Raw genomic sequence first — 19,655 nt, forward strand, 5'->3', positions numbered from 1 at the left:
CTGCTCCCCAACACGCCGCCCTAAACCGAGATATCTCTCGACGACAGCTTTAGAGTTTCCGATATGTCAGCACCAGGTCAGCGTCAAAGCCCCTTCTCCATCGTCATGCGCGGCTACGACCGCGATCAGGTCACCGACCACATCCGCCAGCTCGAAGCCGATCTGGCCATGATGGCGGCCGATCGCGACTCCGCGCACGCGCACGCGGACGAGCTCCTCGGCCACCTCGACGAGGCCCGCACCCGGATCCGCGGCCTGCAGAAGGACGTCGACGCGCTCTCCGAGCCTCCGACCACCGTCTCCGGCATGAGCGAGCGCCTCTCGCGCATGCTCGGCCTGGCGACCGAGGAGGCCGGCGACATCCGGGCCACCGCCCGCGAGGAGGCCGCCGAGACGGTCTCCGTCGCGCGCCAGGAGGCCGACCAGATCCTGACCAAGGCCAAGACCGAGGCGAGCCGCACCGTGGAGTTGGCCAAGCAGCAGGCCGACAAGCTGATCTCCGACGCGGAGCAGGAGGCCTCCGCAGCCAAGGAGAGCGCCGCCGAACTCAAGCAGTACACCGCGCGGGACCGGTCGCAGGCGCAGCGCGAGATCGCCACCAAGCTCGCCGAGGCCAAGGAGCGGGCGACCGAGATCGTCGCCGCCGCCGAGGCCGAGGCCGCCGGGCTGCGCGGCGCCGCGCACCACATCGCCACCGCCCGACTGGCCCGCTCGCGCGATCTGGCCGGTGCGGCCAGCGATGCCCACCGCCAGATCCTCGACCACCTCGCCGCGCTGCGCGATCATCTGGGCGCGCTGCCGGCCGCCCTGGAGTTGTCCGAGGACGAACAGGCGCTGGTCGGCGCCACCGAGGAGTCCGACCTCGAACTGCTCAACCGCACCCTGGTGGGCCGCGAGCGCTTCGATTCCGATGCCCGCCAGTTCGACATCACCGATGTGCTCAGCACCGTCGACGACGAGGACGATCTCGAGAGCGACATCATCATCGACTTCGAGCGAGACGATGACGACGACGATTCGCCGTCGCGAGTGGCCACGGCCTGAGATCTTGCCCAGGCCGCGGCGATCCGTTCGCCACCGCCCCGCCGACCGCGGATCCACCGCCCGCGGAGTTCCGGTTCTTCGCTCAGAAGAGCCGGAACTCCGTGCTCTCGGTGCCGCGCAGACGGTCGTAGTCGAGGGTGACGCAGCGGATCCCCCGGTCGTTGGCCAGCGTCTTGGCCTGCGGTTTGATCTGCTGGGCCGCGAAGATCCCGGCGACCGGCGCGAGGGTGGCGTCGCGGTTGAGGAGTTCGAGATAGCGGGTGAGCTGCTCGACGCCGTCGATCTCCCCGCGCCGCTTGATCTCCACCGCGACGGTCCCGCCGTCCGCATCGCGGCACAGCAGGTCGACCGGTCCGATGGCCGTCATGTATTCGCGGCGGATCAGGGTGTACCCGTCCCCGAGCGTGGTGACGTGCTCGGCCAGCAGTTCCTGGAGGTGCGCCTCCACCCCGTCCTTCACCAGACCCGGGTCCACCCCGAGTTCGTGGCGGGAGTCGTGCTCGATGGACCGGACGGTGATGCGCAACTGCTCGCCCGCCTTGTTCTCCACCACCCAGACCGCCTGCGCCCCGGTCTCCTCGGGCGCGGTCTCCTCGGTGAGCCGGCACGGCGGGCTCATCCAGTTGAGCGGCTTGAAGGCCCGGTCGTCGGCGTGCACGCTGACCGAGCCGTCGGACTTGATCAGCAGCAGGCGCTTGGCCATGGGCAGATGGGCGGTCAGTCGGCCGACGTAGTCGACCTGGCATTCGGCAATCACGAGGCGCACGGCGGTCAGCCTATATGGGCGGGCCCACGCTCACTCGGCACCCGGTCGGGCAGGGACGACGACTCCACGCACCGCATCGCCCGATCGGTGGTGAGCGCATCGACGATCTCGCCCGAGCGGACGGCGACGTTGGAGAGCAGGGTCGAGGTGAGACCGTGGGTGTGCTCGGAATTGCCCTGCAGGTAGATCGAACCGGTGACCTCCGGGTCGGTGACCAGACGGTAGCTGCGCTCCAGCAGCGGCCGACCGGCCGCATCCGTGTGGCAGACGCGTTCGAGATCGCCGAGGATCCGCCAGACCGGCACCGGCTCGAACCCGGTGGCGAAGATCACCGCGTCGGCCCGCAGCACCTCGGTCTTGCCGGTGAGTCGCTCGGCGACGGTGACCACCACCTCGTCGTCGTTCTCCGTCACGTCGACGACCTCCGAGGCCCCGTGCAGCACGAACCGGCGCTCGCCGGACACCCGCTCGGTGTACTCCTGACGGTAGAGCGAGGAGATCAGCTCCGGGTCGACCGCCGAATAGTTGGTGCCGCGGTGATACGCCATCAGCCGGTCCTTCCAGGCCTGATCGGCGTGGTAGAACTCGTCGACGGTGGTCGCATCGAAGATCCGGTTCGCGAACGGGCTGTCGTCGGCGGGCGTGAATCCGTACTTCGTCAGCACCGAGTGGACCTCGGAGTCGGTGTGCCCCAGCAGGTAGTCGGCCACTTCGGCACCGCTCTGGCCCGCGCCGACCACCACGTAACGACCCCGAGTGGCCGCCGGGAGGGCCGCCAGCCGGGTCAGCAGGTCGTGGTTGTGGAAGACGCGCGGCCCGCGCTGCACGCCGGGCGGGATCTTGCCCCAGATCCCGCCGCCGAGCACCAGGTTCCGGGCGCGGAAACGACCGGTCTCGGCGATCACCTCGAAGTGCTCGCCGGTCCACTCGACGCTGCGGACGTCGACCGCGTAGTCCACCGGCACGCTCACCCGTTCGGCCGCCCAGGCGAGGTAGTCGGCGAACTCCGCGCGCAGCGGGAAGAAGGTCTGCAGGTTGATGAAGTCGGCCAGCCGTCCGCGATCGGCGAGATACGACACGAACGTGTACGCACTCCGCGGATTACGCTGCGTCGCCAGGTCTTTGAAGAAGCTGACCTGCATCGTCGTGCCGGGCAGCAGCATGCCCGGGTGCCACGCGAAATCCTTCCTGCGCTCGACGAACCGAGCGGCCAGCGGGGTCACAGCGGTCTCGTTGTACTCCTCGATGGCGATCGCCAGGGCGAGGTTCGACGGTCCGAACCCGATGCCGAGTACGTCGTACGTCGGGGTGGTCTCACTGGGCACTGATAACTCCTTGAAATCCCTCGTCAACCGAGGTCGGCCTCGCTACGATTCAATAGGTGAGTCTAACCTAAGCTCAACTACGGCCGTGGCATGTCCTCTTCCGAATGCGTCACACCGGACGAATCGGGTGGACGGACCCCCGTGGCCACAGCAGAAGTGAAGGAGCTCGAGCAGATTGTCGGAGATGACTCACCCCACGGTCGACGCACCGGACCACCACGACGCCCCCGCCGTATCGGCACATCCGGATTTCCTGCTGTGCCGCAACGGTTATCGGGCGGTCGGGCACGGCCGCACCCAGACCTTCCAGGACGTCCACGCCGCCGCCCGGGCGCTGCGTGACGGCCGGGTCGACGCCGTCGTCGGCGCCGTCCCCTTCGATCTCCGCGGCACCGCGGCACTGATCGCCCCCGAACGGTTCGACGTGCTCGAGGGCCCGTGGCTCCCCGAGTCGACGTCGTCGATCCCGGCGACGTCGGTGGACCGGCTCGAACCCCCGATCGCCACCCATCGCCGGAGAGTCGCCGACGCCGTGGCGACCCTCGCCGATCCCGCCTCCGACCTGGCCAAAGTGGTGCTGGCACGCAGCGTCGTCCTGCGCAGCCGGACCCCGCTGGAGGCGTGGTCGCTCGCGGCCGCGCTGCGCGCCGACGACCCGCACGGCTCGGTCTTCGTGACCGATCTCACCGCGGCCGGCCACCGGTCGCATCTCGTCGGGGCCACCCCCGAAGTGCTGATCCGCAAGCGGGGGCGCGTGGTGAGCTGTCATCCGCTCGCCGGTTCCGCCGCCCGCAGCACCGACCCCGCCGTCGATGCCGAGCGCGGGCGCACCCTGGCCGACTCGGCCAAGGATCTCGTCGAACACGGCTATGTGATCTCGGCCATCGCCGAGGCGCTGGCACCCCTGTGCCGGACGCTCGACGTCCCCGACCGCCCCGAGGTGATGGCGACCCCGGCGATGTGGCATCTCGGGCACGCCGATCCGCGGCGAACTGGCCGACCCCGAGATCACCGCCCTCGATCTGGCGCTCGCGGTGCACCCGACGCCGGCGATCTGCGGCACGCCCACCGGTCGGGCCCGCGACTACATCCTCGCCACCGAGGAGGATCGCGGCTTCTACGCCGGCACCGTCGGCTGGGCCCGCACCGGAGCCGACGGCGGCGACGGCGAGTGGATGGTCACCATCCGCTGCGCGGAGGTCGATCACGGCGGTCTCCGCACCCGGACCTGGGCGGGCGGCGGCATCGTCGCCGCCTCCGATCCGGATGCCGAGGTCGCCGAGACGCGGGCCAAGCTGGCCACCGTGCTGCGCGCACTCGGCGTGGACCCCGCCGATGCGCAGTGACCGGCCCGAACTCCACGAGTCCGGGCCGGTCACGAGTCGCCGTGTCGGTGCGGCCTGATCAGTCGGCGGTGAGTTCGCGCACCCAGGATCCGATCACCGGGTCGGCGGCGAGCACGGCGATGTCGGCGCGGAGGGCGCCGGCCGCGCGCCACCGCTCGATCAGCGACATCAGGCGGACCGAGTCCAGGCCGAGATCGAGGACGTTGACGTCGTCGGTGAGCTGTTCGGCGGGAACGTCCAGCGCCTCGGCGAGGTCGGCGACGATACGTTCGCGATCGAGAGTCGAGGTGGGCATTCCGGCTCCTTCGGTAAGGCTAACTATGGTGACAGCGGTCAGCTTACGCACCAGGAAGGATCCCGATGGCATCCGGTAAGGCCCGCGGCCTACTCATCGACATCACCCCGCTCCGGATCAGCCCCGCCTTCCGGCGGGTCTTCATCGCCCGGGCCGTCTCACTGATCGGCATCGGCATGCTGATCGTGTCGGTGCCCGTGCAGATGTGGGATCTGACGCGGTCGTCGTTCCAGGTCGGCGTGGCCACCGCCGTGACCGGCATCGCGACCTTCGTCGGCATGCTCGTCGGCGGCGCCCTGGCCGACCGCTTCGACCGCCGCCTGCTGATCCTCACCGGGCGCACCGCCGCCGCACTGGCCTTCGCCGGCCTGGCCCTGAACGCCTTCGGCGTCTTCGGCGGCTCGCCGCAGGTGTGGCTGCTCTACGCGCTGGCCGGGTTCGACGGTCTGATCGGCGCGCTGTCGGCGGCGGCGCTCATGGCGGCCGTCCCCACCCTGATCCCCCGTGAGCACCTCGCCGCGGTCGGCGCCCTGAGCTCGTTGACCGTGCGGCTCGGCACGGCGATCTCGCCCGGCATCGCCGGTGCGATCATCGGGACGCACGGCGTGGGCTGGACGTTCACCGTGGCGGCCGTGATGGCGACGTCGACCGTGCTGATCCTGCTCGGACTGCCGAGCATGCCGCCGCACGCCGAACTCGCCGACACACCCGCGCCGCCCACCGCGGACGACGCCGATGCTCCCGACGAAGCGGTCTCGACTCCTCTCGACCAGCGAGAGGAGAGCCCTACCGGCGGAGGGGAGGCTCACCGCCCGGCGCCGCCGTCGCTGGCCGCGTTCTTCCGCTCGTCGCCGGTGGTGCTGGCCGTGATGGTGGTCGGCATGCTCACGATGTTCGCCGCCGGCCTCGTCGCGCTGCTGCCCGCGTTCGTCTCCGAACGGTTCGACGACCAGGCCGGCTCGATCGGCTACCTGATGGCCGCGATGGCGGCCGGCGCCCTGATCGCCACCCTGATGAGCGGATGGATCGCCGGAGTCGCCCGTCCGGGTGTGCTTCTGCTCACCATCGCGGTGGCGAGCTTCGCCCTGATCGCGGTCCTCGGCACCGTGGCCGCTCTGTGGATCGCCCTGATCCTGGCGCTGGTGATCGGCTTCCTCGACGCCGTCCAGGAGGTGGTCCGCTACATGCTGATCCAGCAGCACACCCCCGGCCCGCTGCTCGGTCGCGTCAACGGGATCTGGATGGCGCAGGAGGTCAGCGGCGCGACGGCGGGCGCCCTGGCCGCCGGAGCGATCGGCTCGTTCTGGTCGGCGCCCACCGCCGTCGTCTACTACGGTCTCGCCCTGACCGCGCTCGGCATCGTCGCCGCAGCGGTGCTCGGTTCGCTCCGCACGGTGCGGCGCTACGAGCCGCCGAAACCCGCTGTGACGCCCGCTACTCAGCCGTAAAGGCACTTAGGGTAGCCAAAGACGTTCTGTTAGTGTTCCGTTCAGCGCGCTCTCAGTGTTCGAGGTGCGCCTCTAGACAAGCAACAAGGAGAGACCTGGTGCTTCGACGTGCACTCGCCGCGCTCGGCGCGACGGCCCTGCTGACCACTCTGCCGGTGGTCACCGCCCCGGCCCATGCGGCGGCTCGAGGTGACGTGATCAGCGCGGTGGACATCACCGCCGATCCCGATTCGACGATCGACGGCGCCGCCCGGGTCATCTCGGTCAAGTACCTGTCCGAGGACGCGAAGGGGCAGCTGGTCCCGGTCCAGGGCAGCGTCTCCATCCCGAAGCGGGCCCCCGGCCGGGCCGGCTACCGGATCCTGTCGTGGAACCACTCCACCGTCGGTCTCGGCGACCGCTGCGGGCTGAGCCGGGAGCTCGGCAGCGGCGGCAAGCGCGACCCGTGGCTCGGCCCGTGGCTCAAGGACGGTTACGTCATCTCGGCCACCGACTACGCGGGCATCGGCAGCCAGGGCGACCACGCCTACCTCGACGGCGAGGTCGCCGGCAAGAACGTGATCGACATGGTCCGGGCCACCCGCACCGTCGTCGACCGCTACTCCGACCACACGGCGTCGAACGCCTTCGTGCCGTTCGGCGGCTCGCAGGGCGGCCACACCTCGCTGTGGGCCGGTCATCTGGCCAAGCGCTACGCACCGGAGCTGAAGGTCGCCGGCACCATCGCGCATTCGGTGCCCTCGGGTCTCCCCGAGTACTTCTCGACCATCCGCCCCGGCTTCCCGCCGGCCGTCACCCCGGATCACACCACGTACTTCACCTACGTGCTCGCCGGCCTGAAGCAGGTCCATCCGGAGGCTCAGGTCGACTCGTACCTCACCCCGCAGGGTCGCGCCCTGGTGGAGGCCGCCAAGAACCGCTGCTACGAGCAGCAGAACGCCGCCACCCGCGGGATCTCGGTGGGCTCGCTGGTCACCAAGCCGCTCGCCGACGGACCGCTGATCCCGGCGCTGCGCACCTATGCCCGCGTCCCGGTCAAGGGCTTCCAGAGCCCGGTCCTGCTCCAGCAGGGCACCGCCGACCTCGTGGCCTTCCAGCCGCTCACCGACGAGTTGGTCGCCGAGATGCGGGGCAACGGCGTCCAGGTGGACTACCGCACCTACCCGGAGAGCCACGGTCTCACCTCGCAGCGGGTCCACGAGGCCCGGGCGTGGGCGAACGCGCTGAAGACCTGGCCGCGCGGCTGACGGTCCGGGCCGGGCACCCTACGACGAAGGGCGGGCCGGGAGAGTCTCACGACTCTCCCGGCCCGTCCTTCGTCTTCCCCGCCCCCGGCGTCCGGAGGCCGACGGTCCCGGTGTCCCGAGGGACCGGCAGGGGTCAGCGCGACACCTTCGGGACCACCAGCGGGGTGTGCGACTCCGGATCGTCGATGATCCGGCACGGGAGCGAGAACACGTCGCCGATCAGGTCGGCGTCGACGATCTCCGCGGGTGCGCCCTGCGCGACGATCTCACCGGCCTTCATCACCACCAGGTTGTCGGCGTACCGGAACGCGTGGTTCAGGTCGTGCAGCACCGCGACCAGGGTGCGGCCGGTCTCGTTCAGCTGCGCGCAGAGGTCGAGCAGCTCGATCTGGTGCGAGATGTCCAGGTAGGTGGTCGGTTCGTCGAGCAGGACCAGCGGGGTCTGCTGCGCCAGCACCATGGCGATCCAGACGCGCTGGCGCTGGCCGCCGGAGAGTTCGTCGACGAGCCGCCCGGACAGCGCATCGACCCGGGTGGACCGCATGGCCTCCACCACCGCGGCCTCGTCGTCGTCGGACCACTGCCGGATCAGGCTCTGGTGCGGGAACCGGCCGCGCGCCACCAGGTCGGCCACCCGGATGCCGTCGGGTGCGGTGGACGTCTGCGGGAGCAGTCCGAGCCGACGCGCGACCTCCTTGGCCGGCAGCGACGCGATCTCGGCGCCGTCGAGCAGCACCGACCCCGAGGCCGGGGCCAGCAGCCGGGACAGGGCCCGCAGCAGCGTGGACTTGCCGCACGCGTTGGGACCGATGATCACCGTGAACGAGCCGTCCGGGACGGCGACGCTGAGGTCGCTGCTGATGATCCGCTTGTCGTAGCCGAGGGTCACCTCGTCGGCCACCAGGCGCGGACCGTCGGTGATCGGCTCCGGGACCGGGGCCGACCGGCCGAACCACGTCGTCTTCATGTTCCCTCTCGATTCAGTTCTTCTTGGTTTCGCGGGCGATCAGCCACACCAGGTACAGACCGCCGACGGACACGGTGACCACACCGACCGGCAGCGGCGTCGAGAACGTCCACTGGGCCACCAGGTCGGACGCCGAGAGCAGCAGCGCGCCCATCGCCGCGGCGGGCAGCATGGACACCCCGGCCGATCCGGCGAGCCGCTTGGCCAGCTGCGGGGCGGCGAGTGCGACGAAGGCGATCGGACCGGCGGCCGCGGTGGCCAGCGCGGTGAGGCTCACGCCGAGCACCAGCAGGATCAGGCGCGTCCGCTCGGTGCGCACCCCGAGGGCGGTGGCGGCGTCGTCGCCCATCTCCATCACCTTCATGCGGACCGACAGCGGTACGAGCAGCACCAGCACCAGCGCGAAGACGAGCGCGACGATGGGCACCTTGAGGTCGTTCTGCGGGTCCTGCAGCGTTCCCGCCCCCCAGGCCGCGGCCGCCATCGCGACGTCGAGGTCGGCGGTCAGGATCAGCCAGGTGTTCAGCGAGGCCAGCATGGCGCTCACGCCGATGCCGACGACGATCAGGCGGAAGCCCTGGACCCCCTGCTTGTAGGCGAGCAGATAGACGATCAGGGCGGTCGCGATGCCGCCGATCAGCGATCCGGCCGACGTGCCCAGGTATCCCGCGCTCCCCCCGAACACGACGATCACCAGGAGCGCACCGGTGTAGGCGCCGGTGTTGAAGCCGATCACGTCGGGGCTGCCCAGCGGATTGCGGGTGAGCGACTGGATGATCGCGCCGCTGATGCCCAGGGCCGCGCCGAGCAGGACCGCGAGCAGCGCCCGCGGCAGCCGTCGGCCCATCACGAACTCGTCGCGCGGGGTCCCGGTCCCGAACAGCGCGGTGAGCACCCGATCGACGGGCATCTGGTAGTCGCCCAGCACCAGGGCGACGACGAACGCGACGAAGGTCAGCGCGAGCAGCACCGCCACCACCGCGACCACGCGGACGTCGACCCGGCCGGAGAGCCGACCGGTCCCGGCCCGGAGGACGGCCACCGGCCGCCCGAAGTCCACGGCCGCAGGACGCTTGATCTCACCGTCGTTCACAGGCCGCTCGCCTTACTGCGCCGTACCAGCGCGATCAGCACCGGGGCGCCGAGGAAGGCCGTCACCACGCCGACCGGCACCTCGCTGTCGGCCAGGATCACCCGGCCGAGGATGTCGGAGGCGAGCAGCAGGAGCGGCGCCGAGACCAGCGTGTACAGCAGGATCCAGCGCTGGTCGGGGCCGACGATCCAGCGGCACACGTGCGGGATCATCAGGCCGATGAAACCGATCGGTCCGGCCGCCGCCGTGGCCGCGCCGCACAGCAGGGTCACCGCGACGATGCCGATCACCCGGGTCCGCAGCACGTCGGCGCCGAGCGATCGGGCGAGGTCGTCGCCGAGCGCGACCGCGTTGAGCGGGCGCGCGACGAACGCCGACAGGAGCACGCCGAGGAGGATGAACGGCAGCACCGCCGTCGGCACGTCGAGCGGACGACCGGCGATGGAGCCGGCGTTCCAGGCGCGCATCTGGTCGAAGGCGACCGGGTCCAGCAGCACCAGTCCGACGGTGACGCCGCCGAGCAGCGCGCCGATCGCCACCCCGGCCAGGGTGAGGCGGACCGGCGTCGACCCGGCCACGCCCCGGGAGCCGACCAGGTAGACCAGCGCGGTCGCCACGATCGCGCCGAGGAAGGCGAACCAGATGTTGGTCCAGATGGTGGTGAGTCCGAAGACGCCGACGGCCAGGGCCACGAAGAACGCCGCGCCGGCGTTGACGCCCAGGATGCCGGGGTCGGCGAGCGGATTGCGGGTCATCGCCTGGATCAGCGCCCCGGCGACGCCGAGGGCCAGCCCGACCAGCACCCCCAGCACGGTCCGCGAGACGCGCGCCCGCACGAAGTTGTGTTCGACGACGAGCGCGTCGAAGTGCACGAGTCCGTCCCAGACGGTGGAGAAGGGCAGGTCCTCGGAGCCGATCAGCACGCTGAGGAACATCACTCCGACCAGCACTGCGAGCAGAACGAGCCAGCCCAGGGTCCGGCGCGCATTGGTCTGCGCCAGGCCCGGGCTCGGCTGGTCGCGGGCGGGCTTCGCCGATTCGGCGCCTCTCACCGCGGTAGTCATGGGTGCACCGGTCGCACGCGTGTCCACTTCCCATCGGTCTGTGCCCCGGATCACCTCACCCGGGGTCGTAAGAACAGTTCGGTGATGCTTACCTTAATAGAGTTGCCAGGTGGGGCCGGAGGGGGCCGCCGACCGGCCGCGCCGCCGCCCGTGCCGACGAGGTCCGGGCCCGATCGAACAAGGACGCATCTCCCTGATGAAGCTCGCCGAGATCATGCCGCTCACTCCTGTCCAGGACGGTCTGCTCTACGCCTCCTCGCTGGATCGCTCCGGCCTCGATCCGTACACGGTCCAGGCCGACATCGGGCTCGGCGGCGAACTCGACCCGGAGTTGCTGCATCGCAGCGCCCAGGCCGTCTTCGACCGCCACCCTAACCTGCGGACCGCGTTCCGGCGACGGAAGAACGGCATGCCGGTGGCTCTGGTGCTCGACGGCGCCGCCGTCGGCTGGGAACGTCACGACCTCGCCGACCGCACTCCGGAGGAGGCTCGGGCCGCCTGGGCCGAGATCTGCGATGCCGCCCGTGACGAGCGCTTCGACCTGGAGAATCCGCCGCTGCTCCGCTTCACGCTCGGCCGGCTGGGCGAGCACGACTGGCGGCTCCTGGTGACCAACCACCATCTGATCCTCGACGGCTGGTCGTCGCCGCTGCTGTTCCAGGAGATCCTCCGCGCGTATGCGGCGGGCGGCGCCGTCGACGGCCTGCCGCCGGTCCGCGCCTTCCGCGACTACCTCGCGTGGCTGGCCGAGCGCGACGTCGACGCCGCCCTGGAGCGGTGGAAGGCCGTGCTCGACGACGGCGCCACCGCCACCCTGGTCGCCGATGCCGATCCGGCGGCCCTCGGCACCCGTCCGGCCGAGCTCCGGATCGACGATCTGGGCGATCTGGGCGACCGTCTCGCGCAGCGGGCCCGGGCGGCCGGCGTCACCCCGGGTGCGCTGATCCAGACGGCCTGGGGGCTGGCCCTCGGTTTGGAGACCGGCCGCAGCGACGTCCTGTTCGGTGCGACGGTCTCCGGTCGCAGCCCCGAGTTCGAGGGTTCCGAACGCCTCATCGGCATGACGATCGGCGCCGTCCCCGTCCGGGTCCGCGCCGCGGGCGGCCAGAGCCTGGTCGACGTCGCCGCCGCCGTCCAGCGCGAGCAGGCGACGGTCCTCACCGATCATTGGGTCGGGCTCCCGGCGATCTCGCGGGCCGCCGGCATGAGCGAGCTCTTCGACACCCTTCTCGTGGTGGAGAACCATCCGTCCTCCTCGTCGTCGCTCCTCGAGGCGTTCGCCGCGGCCGGCCTCGCATCGACCGGGATCGCGCCGCGCGATTCGACGCACTACCCGATCACCGTCCAGGTGATCGTCCAGCCGCACCTGGAGATCCGGCTGCATCATCTGCCCGCCGCGGTGACTCCGGAGCGGACGCAGCGCCTGGCCCGGACCCTGGTCGCGGTGCTGCGGCGGATCGCCGACGAGCCCGCCGCCCGGGTGGCCGCCGTCGGTGCGCTCGACGACGCCGGGACCGCCGCGGTCCTGGCCGCGGGCGCCGGCGACGAGGCCGCGCCCGCCGCCCTCGCCGAACTGCTCGCGCCGAGCCGTCTCCCCGCCGAGGCGGTCGCGGTCGACGGCGACGGGACGTCGCTCACCGCGGGCGCCCTGGAGGCGCGCGTGGCCCGGACCGCCGCCCGCCTCGCCGCGCTGGGCGCGGGCCCCGACTCGATCGTCGCCGTCGCCCTGCCGCGCGGCGTCGACTCCGTGGTCGCGGTGCTGGCGACCCTGCGCGCGGGCGCCGCGGTGCTGCCCATCGACCTGGAGTACCCGCGCGAGCTGCTGGAGTACATCGTCGCCGACGCCGACCCCGCGGTGATCGTCACCGTCGACGGCGCCCCGGTGCCCGAGCACCCGGCGCCGCGCCTGCGGATCGACGACGACGCGGCCGCCCTCCCCGAGACCCCCGTCCTCCCCGAAGCCCCCGCCGCATACGACGCTCCGGTCGCGCACGACGACCATCTCGCCTACCTCGTCTACACCTCCGGTTCCACCGGTGTGCCCAAGGCCGTGGCCGGGACGCGGGCCGGACTCGCCGCGCGCCTGAGCTGGGCCGGGACCGCCTGGTCCGCCGCCCCCGGCGACGTCCGGCTCCTCAAGAGTTCGTTCGCCTTCATCGACGGCCTCACCGAGATGCTCGGCGCGTTCGCGGCGGGCACGCCGATGGTGGTCGCCACCGACGCGCAGCGGGTCGATCCGGCCGCGCAGGCCGATCTGATGCGCGCCCGGTCCGTCGCCCAGGTCACCGCGGTCCCGTCGCTCGCGTTCACCCTGGCCACCACCGCGCCGCAGGCCTGCGCCGGAGTCTCCCGCTGGGTGCTGTCCGGGGAGCCGCTGAGCGCCGACGTCGTGCGCACCGTGCGCGCCGCCTCCCCGCACGCGCAGATCGTGAACTCGTACGGCTCCTCCGAGGTGGTCGGCGACGTCACCGTGGCCGACCTCGCCGACGAGGACGTCGACCGCACCGAGTCCGCCTCGATCGGCCGTCCCGTGCCGGGCACCCGGATCGTCCTGCTCGACGACCTCCTGCGGCCGGTGCCGCAGGGCGTGGTCGGCGAACTGTATGTCGCCGGCCCCCAGGTGGCCCGCGGCTATCTGGGCAGGCCCGCCCTCACCGCGGAGCGTTTCGTCGCGAATCCGTTCGGTCCCGGTCGGCTGTACCGCACCGGCGACCTCGCCCGGCTCCGGCCCGACGGCCGGATCGAGTTCCACGGCCGCGCCGACGGCCAGGTCAAGATCCGCGGTCACCGCGTCGAGACGGTGGGGGTGGAGGCCGCCCTCCACGACCTGTCCGGCGTCGACGCCGCGGTGGTCTTCGCACGGGCCGATGCATCCGGCACGCAGACCCTGTGGGCGTATGTGACGCTCGACGACCGGGCCGAGGGCGCCGAGTCGGCCGCCGACCGCCTCCACCGGCAGCTCACCGAGCGTCTCCCGAGCTACCAGGTGCCCGCGGTCGTGGTCCTGGACGCACTGCCGACCCTGCCCAACGGCAAGGTGGACCGCCGCGCGCTGCCCGACCCGCAGACGGTGGCCTCCGCGACCGCGGCCGAGCCCCGCTCGGCCGCCGAACGAGAGGTGGCGGCGCTCTTCGCCGACCTCCTCGAACTCGACGCGGTCGGCCGCGACGACGACTTCTTCCGCCGGGGCGGCCACTCGCTGCTCGCGACGCGCCTGGTGCACCGGCTCGTCACCGAGCACGAACTCGCCGTCGGCGTCCGGACCGTGTTCGAGCATCCGACGGTCGCCGCGCTGGCCGCCGAGCTGGATCGGCTCCGCACCGCCCCGGACGAGTCCGGCGCCGACCTCCCCCTCCCGACCTCGCGGCCGGACCCGCTGCCGGCGAGCGCGACCCAGCGCAGCGTCTGGTCGGCCGAACAGCTGGTCCGCTCGACGTCCGGCGACGACGAGGCCGCCTACAACCTGCCGTTCTCGCTGGCCCTGCGCGGCGTCCTGGACGTCGATGCGCTCGGCCTCGCCGTCCAGCAGCTGGTCGACCGCCACGAGTCGCTGCGCACCGGGCTCGACGACGACGCCGACGGCGGTCTGTGGACCCGTATCGCCCCGGTCGGGACCCCGATCCCGGTCGAGGTCCACGGTTTCGACGGGCAGGAGTTCGACCAGCAGAGCGCCGACGACGCCGCGGCCGCCCTCGCCGAGCGGCGCACCCGGCCCTTCGACCTGCGCGTGGAGCCGCCGCTGCGCGTCGACGTGGCCCGGCTCGATCCCGCCCGGGACGTCGCCGATCGGAATGTCCCGGACTCGTGGATCCTGCAGCTCACCGTGCATCACATCGCCGCCGACGAGTGGTGCGCCCCGCTGCTGTTCGCCGAACTCGCCGACGCCTATCAGCGCGTCCTGGGCGGCGGATCCGCCGCCGCGGCGCCGGTGCAGTACGCCGACGCCGCGCTCTGGCAGGAGCAGACCCTCGACCGCGCCGACGACGACGGCGTCACGCGGCGCGCCGCCGAGCGCGCCCACTGGTCGGCGCTGCTCGACGGTCTGCCGGACGAGCTCGCACTCCCCTACGACCGTCCGCGCCCGGAGACGCCCAGCGGCCGCGGCGGCGTGGTCGAGTTCGCGCTTTCCGACGAGACCGGGGCCGCGCTGCGCGCGCTGGCCCGGCGGACCTCAGCGACGTCGTTCATGGTGGCCCACGCCGCGGTCGCCGCGGTCTGGTCGCACCTGAGCGGCAGCCTCGACGTGCCCCTGGGCACCCCGGTGGCCAACCGCACGCACCCGGCCCTGGAGTCGGTGATCGGCATGTTCACCAACACCGTGGTGCTGCGCACCCGGCTCGACGGCGATCTGACCGTCGCCGAGCTGATCGCCCGGGTGAAGGACGCCGACCTGGCCGCGCTCGACCACCAGATGCTCCCGTTCGCCGAGATCGTCGAGGCCGCGGCCCCCGAACGCCGGTACGGCCGCAATCCGCTGTTCCAGAGCATGGTGCAGTACCGCGGACCGGTCCCCGACCCGGACTTCGCCGGGCTCACCGCCGAGATCGTCCCGGTGCCGCCGACCGGCGCGAAGTTCGACCTCACCGTCGAGTTCCTCGAGCACGCCGACCGCGACGGGATCTCGGGCCGGATCGAATACGCTCGCGATCTGTTCGACGCGCCCACCGTCGAACGCATCGCCGCCCTGCTGACCACCGCGATCACGGCGATGACCGCCGACCCGGAGCTCCGGATCGGCGCTCTCCCGCTGCTCTCCGACGACGACCGGGCCGTGCTGGAGCGGGGCAACGCCACCGCGCACGACGTGCCCGCGGGCGTGGACCTGACCGCCCTGATCGCCGCGGCGGCCGCCGCGCACCCGGACGTCCCGGCGGTGATCGCCCCGGCCGGCGACGGCCCGGGCACCGAGACCCTCACCTACGCCGAGCTGACCGGGTCCGTCGACCGGCTCGCGCGCCGGCTCGCGGCGTCGGGCGTCGGCGTCGACGACGTGGTGGCGGTGGATCTCCCGCGGTCGGCGGCCCTGTCGGTGGCGGTGCTCGCCGCGCAGCGCATCGGTGCCGCCTACCTTCCCCTCGACCGGGATCATCCGGCCCGGCGCCGGGCGTTCATCCTGGCCGACGCCGATCCCGCCGCGGTGATCACCGACGACGCCGACGCCGAGTTCGGGGCGGCGCCGACCGTCGTCGTGGACTCGACCGGGGCGATCCCGGACGCACTGCCGGAGGCCGCCGTCGACCTCCCCGCCCCGGGGACGCTGCCGGACCGCCGGGCCGCGTACCTCATCTACACCTCCGGATCGACCGGCACCCCGAAGGCCGTCGTCGTGGAGCACCGCGCGATCGTCAACCGCCTGCTGTGGATGCAGGGCCGCTACGGTCTGACCGTCGGCGAACGGGTGCTGCACAAGACCCCGACCGGTTTCGACGTCTCGGTGTGGGAGCTGTTCTGGCCGCTGACGGCCGGTGCCACGATCGTCATGGCCGCGCCGGGCGCGCACCGCGAGCCCGCGGCGATCGCCGCGACCCTGCGCGCGCACGAGGTCACCACGGTGCACTTCGTCCCGTCGCTGCTGCGCGCGTTCCTGGCCGAGACCGACGACGCGCTCCCCGCGCTCCGCCGGATCCTCTGTTCCGGCGAGGCGCTCACCGCCCCGCTGCGCGACGGCGTCCGCGACCGTCTCCCGCAGGTGCGGCTGGGCAACCTCTACGGGCCCACCGAGGCCGCGGTGGACGTCACCGAGATCGACGTGACCGATCTGCCCGGCACCGTGATCCCGATCGGCGCCCCGGTCTGGAACACCGGACTGCGCGTCCTCGGCGCCGATCTGCGCGAACGCCCGGTCGGTCTCTAGGGCGACCTGTACCTGACCGGCGTGCAGCTGGCCCGCGGGTACGCCGGCCAGCCCGGCCTCACCGCCACGCGCTTCGTCGCCGCCCCGTTCGGCGGGCCGGGCGAGCGGATGTACCAGACCGGCGACGTCGCCCGGTGGACCGCCGACGGCGTCCTCGAATACACCGGCCGCAGCGACGCGCAGCTCAAACTCCGCGGCCAGCGGATCGAGCCCGGGGAGATCGAGCAGGCGCTGCTGGAGACCGGTGCGCTGCGCCAGGCCGTCATCATCGGGCACACCACTGCGGACGGCCGCACGATGCTGGCCGCCTACAGCGTCCCCGCCGAGGGCGTCGACGTCGCACCCGATGCGGTCCTGGCCGCGGCCGCCGACGGACTGCCCGCGCACATGGTGCCCGCGGCGTTGATCCTGCTCGACGCGCTTCCTGTCACCTCGAACGGCAAGCTGGATCGCCGGGCCCTGCCCGACCCGGTGGTCACCGGGTCCGGAGACCGGGCCGCCGGCGCCGCCGAGCAGGCCGTCGCGGAGGTCTTCGCCGAGGTGCTGCGCCTGCCCGAGGGCGCGGCCGCCGGTCGCGAGGACGACTTCTTCGCCCTCGGCGGCGACGACATCGTCGCCATCACCGTGATCAACCGCCTGCGGCGCCGCGGCTACGACGTCGAGGTCCGCGACCTCTTCGAGCACCGCACCGTGGCGGCGATCGCCGCCGCCGCACGCGAGGTGGAGGTCGCCGACGACGCCCCCGCGCAGGCGCCCGCCGAGCGGACGCGCCCGCTGCCGCTCACCCCGATCACCGCTCGGCTCGCCGCCCGGACGGGTCGCTGGCAGTCGCTGGCGCAGTCGATCACCGTGGCGCTGCCCGCCGAGGCGACCGCCGACCGCGTCACCGCCGTCCTGGACCGGGTGCTCGCCCGGCACGAGGCCCTGCGGCTGCGTGTCGAGGTGGCCGCGGGCGGCGTCTGGACCGTCCAGCCGGCTCCCGCCGAACCGGCCGCCGGGCTCCTCTCGGTCCACCGGTTCGACGCCGAACCCGGTGAGGCGGAGTTCACCGGGGTCGCCGCCGAGGTGCACGCGCGTCTGGATCCGACGGCGACCGGCTGTCTGCAGGCCGCCGCGGTGTTCGGTCCGGAGCGGTCGTGGCTGGTCCTGGTGATCCACCACCTCGCGGTCGACGCGGTCTCGTGGCGGATCCTGCTCGACGACCTGGCCGTGATCGACGCCGACCTCGCCGCGGGACGTCCCGCCGAGCCGCCCGCCCCGATCACCGGTTTCGCGCGCTACACCAATGCCGTCGCCGAGCTGGCGGCCGCACCGGCCACGGTGGCCGAGGCCACCCGCTGGCGCGGGGTGCTGGCGCAGGCGTCGCCGCTGGTCGGCGTTCCGATCGGCCGGGACGCCGGAGTCCAGGCCGATCTGCAAGCCACGGCGGTGCGCCTGGACCCGGCCCAGACCGAGCGCTACCTCGCCGCGGACGCGGTGGGGACGTCGTTCGTCGCCGACGTCGCCGCCGGGCTCGCGCAATGGCGGCGGGCGGCCTCCCCGGACGCCGCGGACACCCCGTTCCTGCTCGACGTCGAGGGCCACGGCCGCGACCTGGTCGACGCCGATCTGTCGGAGACGGTGGGCTGGCTCACCGCGCTGTGGCCGGTGCTCCACTCCCCCGCCGACCCGACCGGGGCGGACCGGGTCGCCGAGCAGATCGCGAACCCCGGTCACGGCTACGGCCTGGCCCGCTACTGCAATCCGCGCACCGCGCGGGTGCTGGCCCGCTCGCCGCGGGCCCAGGTCCTCGTCAACTACCTGGGCGGCATGGATCTGCGCGGCCAGAACCCGTGGCAGCCGGTCCCGCAGGCCCGGTGGACCCGGACCACCCCGGCGGCGGACCTGTCCGTCGATCATCCGCTCACCGTGGACGGGCGCGTCGAACGTTCCGCGGACGGCTCGCAGGAGCTGGTGGTGGAGGTCACGTGGTCGGCCGCGGTCTTCTCGTCCGACGACGTCGAGGCGATCGCCGACCGGCTGCGGGAGCGTTTCGCCGCGGCCGCCGACCGGGCCCGAGATCGCGGAACTAGCTAGGTTACCCTACCCTTAACATCGGCTGAGGGCGTTTCACTCGTCCTCTCGCCGTTCACCCAGCCGACCGGGTCGGCACCGACAGTGAAGGACTCAATCACGATGGCAACCTCTCCCCACCTGCGCCGACGTGTGCGCATGGCCGCGGCGCTGCTCGCGGCGGGCACGCTCCTCACCACCACCGCCGCGTGCAGCAGCGACAGCGACGAGACCGGCGGCAACCCGGCCGTGCCCTGCGCCTCCGGCGACCTGAGCGGCGAGCGGACCGTCAAGGGAACCTACCTGGGCGACGTCAAGGTGCCGGCCGCACCGAAGCGGATCATCTCGGGCTGGCTGGTGGCCACGCAGCTGATCGACCTCGGCGTGGTCCCCGTCGGCATGCTCGACGACTACAAGGCCAACGCGACCCCGGACGAGCTCAAGCAGGTCGAGGGCGTGCCGGACATCGGGTCGGCCACCGCCGGCGTGAACACCGAGAAGGTGCTCTCGCTGAACCCCGACCTGGTGGTCACCTACATCCGTAAGGACATGGAGAAGACCCTGGCGCTCAAGGAGGTCAACGAGGTGGCCGCGCCGACCGTCGCCCTCGAGATCCAGGAGCCGACCCAGGTCTGGGACAACTACCAGAACGTCGCCGACGCGATCGGCTGCGGCGACTTCGCCAAGAAGCGCCTCGCCGGCGTCAACGACAAGCTCACCGCCATCGCGAACGACCAGAAGGACGCCCTGGGCAAGCTGGGCACCGCCGCCTACATCGGCGCGGGCCAGGAGCCGGGCACCTTCGCCGCCGCGACCAACAAGTCGCTGGTGTACAAGCGCCTGGAGATGGCCGGGGTGAAGTACTTCGACGGCGTCCCCGCCGAGCCGAAGCGCTTCAACGAGGTGATGTCGCTGGAGCAGCTGAACAAGCTGAGCTCGGCGAACGTGATCTTCTTCGACGCCGACACCGAGGGCAAGCCGGCCAAGGGCGTCCAGGAGCTGCTGGACAACCCGGCGTTCAAGGCGCTGCCCGCCGTCCAGAAGGGCAACGTGTACCCGTACCGCACGGCCTACTCGTACACCACGGCCGCCGTGGAACGTCAGGCCGTGGACATCGCCGCCGCGGTCAAGGCCGCCAAGCCCGCTCAGTGATC

Annotated in this window: 12 protein-coding genes and 1 pseudogene; 7 read left to right on the forward strand and 6 right to left on the reverse strand. The window is 72.3% G+C overall.

Going from position 1 to position 19,655, the window contains the following annotated elements:
• Positions 1–63 precede the first annotated feature (63 nt).
• A complete protein-coding gene (locus tag QM809_RS16930) occupies positions 64–1,044 on the forward strand; it encodes a DivIVA domain-containing protein (RefSeq protein WP_415046855.1) in 981 nt (326 codons plus the stop codon).
• Positions 1,045–1,126: 82 nt separating this feature from the next.
• On the opposite strand, the gene nucS is transcribed toward QM809_RS16930, so the two are convergent.
• Together nucS and QM809_RS16940 are read right to left on the reverse strand one after the other, a co-directional pair.
• Positions 1,127–1,810 (reverse strand): endonuclease NucS, encoded by a 684-nt coding sequence (nucS, locus tag QM809_RS16935; protein WP_415046856.1) that lies wholly within the window; start codon positions 1,808–1,810, stop codon positions 1,127–1,129.
• 5 nt (positions 1,811–1,815) lie between these two features.
• Positions 1,816–3,135 carry a lysine N(6)-hydroxylase/L-ornithine N(5)-oxygenase family protein gene (locus QM809_RS16940; RefSeq protein ID WP_415046857.1) on the reverse strand — a complete coding sequence of 440 codons (1,320 nt, stop codon included), beginning with the start codon at positions 3,133–3,135 and terminating at the stop codon, positions 1,816–1,818.
• 184 nt (positions 3,136–3,319) lie between these two features.
• Between QM809_RS16940 and QM809_RS16945 the strand changes: the two are divergent.
• Positions 3,320–4,481, forward strand: a pseudogene (locus tag QM809_RS16945) (isochorismate synthase).
• A gap of 58 nt (positions 4,482–4,539) precedes the next feature.
• On the opposite strand, the gene QM809_RS16950 reads toward QM809_RS16945, so the two are convergent.
• Positions 4,540–4,776: a phosphopantetheine-binding protein gene (locus QM809_RS16950; RefSeq protein ID WP_415046858.1), complete on the reverse strand. Its 237-nt coding sequence runs from the start codon at positions 4,774–4,776 to the stop codon at positions 4,540–4,542.
• 65 nt (positions 4,777–4,841) lie between these two features.
• Between QM809_RS16950 and QM809_RS16955 the strand changes: the two genes are divergently transcribed.
• On the forward strand, positions 4,842–6,224 hold the full coding sequence (locus QM809_RS16955) for an MFS transporter (protein WP_415046859.1): 1,383 nt from the start codon (positions 4,842–4,844) through the stop codon (positions 6,222–6,224).
• 98 nt (positions 6,225–6,322) lie between these two features.
• Complete coding sequence (locus QM809_RS16960) at positions 6,323–7,471, forward strand: lipase family protein (RefSeq protein WP_415046860.1); 1,149 nt, start codon at positions 6,323–6,325, stop codon at positions 7,469–7,471.
• A gap of 133 nt (positions 7,472–7,604) precedes the next feature.
• Here the strand turns inward: QM809_RS16960 and QM809_RS16965 are convergent, their stop codons facing one another.
• From QM809_RS16965 to QM809_RS16975, 3 genes are read right to left on the reverse strand one after another with little or no spacing between them, the layout of a single operon-like run.
• Entirely contained in the window at positions 7,605–8,438 is an 834-nt protein-coding gene (locus QM809_RS16965; RefSeq protein WP_415046861.1) for an ABC transporter ATP-binding protein, read from the reverse strand.
• Positions 8,439–8,451: 13 nt separating this feature from the next.
• Entirely contained in the window at positions 8,452–9,531 is a 1,080-nt protein-coding gene (locus QM809_RS16970) for a FecCD family ABC transporter permease (RefSeq protein ID WP_415046862.1), read from the reverse strand.
• Positions 9,528–10,595 (reverse strand): FecCD family ABC transporter permease, encoded by a 1,068-nt coding sequence (locus QM809_RS16975; protein ID WP_415046863.1) that lies wholly within the window; start codon positions 10,593–10,595, stop codon positions 9,528–9,530. The genes QM809_RS16970 and QM809_RS16975 overlap by 4 nt, the downstream gene beginning before the upstream one ends.
• Positions 10,596–10,791: 196 nt before the next feature.
• On the opposite strand from QM809_RS16975, the gene QM809_RS16980 reads away from it, so the two are divergent.
• The 3 genes from QM809_RS16980 to QM809_RS16990 all read left to right on the forward strand — a co-directional run bounded on the left by QM809_RS16980 (position 10,792) and on the right by QM809_RS16990 (position 19,653).
• Entirely contained in the window at positions 10,792–16,449 is a 5,658-nt protein-coding gene (locus QM809_RS16980; protein ID WP_415046864.1) for an amino acid adenylation domain-containing protein, read from the forward strand.
• A 21-nt stretch (positions 16,450–16,470) separates the two neighbouring features.
• The gene (locus tag QM809_RS16985; RefSeq protein WP_415046865.1) at positions 16,471–18,525 is read left to right on the forward strand and encodes a condensation domain-containing protein; all 2,055 of its coding nucleotides are present in this window, start codon (positions 16,471–16,473) and stop codon (positions 18,523–18,525) included.
• A 99-nt stretch (positions 18,526–18,624) separates the two neighbouring features.
• Positions 18,625–19,653 carry an ABC transporter substrate-binding protein gene (locus QM809_RS16990; protein WP_415046866.1) on the forward strand — a complete coding sequence of 343 codons (1,029 nt, stop codon included), beginning with the start codon at positions 18,625–18,627 and terminating at the stop codon, positions 19,651–19,653.
• Positions 19,654–19,655 lie beyond the last annotated feature (2 nt).

The sequence above is a fragment of the Gordonia sp. (in: high G+C Gram-positive bacteria) genome, from assembly GCF_047600385.1.
Lineage (GTDB): Bacteria > Actinomycetota > Actinomycetes > Mycobacteriales > Mycobacteriaceae > Gordonia.

What these genes read in the sequence shown, in the direction of transcription:
- QM809_RS16930 (WP_415046855.1), top strand. Translation starts at nt 64, where the DNA reads ATGTCAGCACCAGGTCAGCGTCAAAGCCCCTTCTCCATCGTCATGCGC.
- QM809_RS16950 (WP_415046858.1), bottom strand. Translation starts at nt 4,776, where the DNA reads ATGCCCACCTCGACTCTCGATCGCGAACGTATCGTCGCCGACCTCGCC.
- QM809_RS16955 (WP_415046859.1), top strand. Translation starts at nt 4,842, where the DNA reads ATGGCATCCGGTAAGGCCCGCGGCCTACTCATCGACATCACCCCGCTC.
- QM809_RS16965 (WP_415046861.1), bottom strand. Translation starts at nt 8,438, where the DNA reads ATGAAGACGACGTGGTTCGGCCGGTCGGCCCCGGTCCCGGAGCCGATC.
- QM809_RS16975 (WP_415046863.1), bottom strand. Translation starts at nt 10,595, where the DNA reads ATGACTACCGCGGTGAGAGGCGCCGAATCGGCGAAGCCCGCCCGCGAC.
- QM809_RS16980 (WP_415046864.1), top strand. Translation starts at nt 10,792, where the DNA reads ATGAAGCTCGCCGAGATCATGCCGCTCACTCCTGTCCAGGACGGTCTG.
- QM809_RS16990 (WP_415046866.1), top strand. Translation starts at nt 18,625, where the DNA reads ATGGCAACCTCTCCCCACCTGCGCCGACGTGTGCGCATGGCCGCGGCG.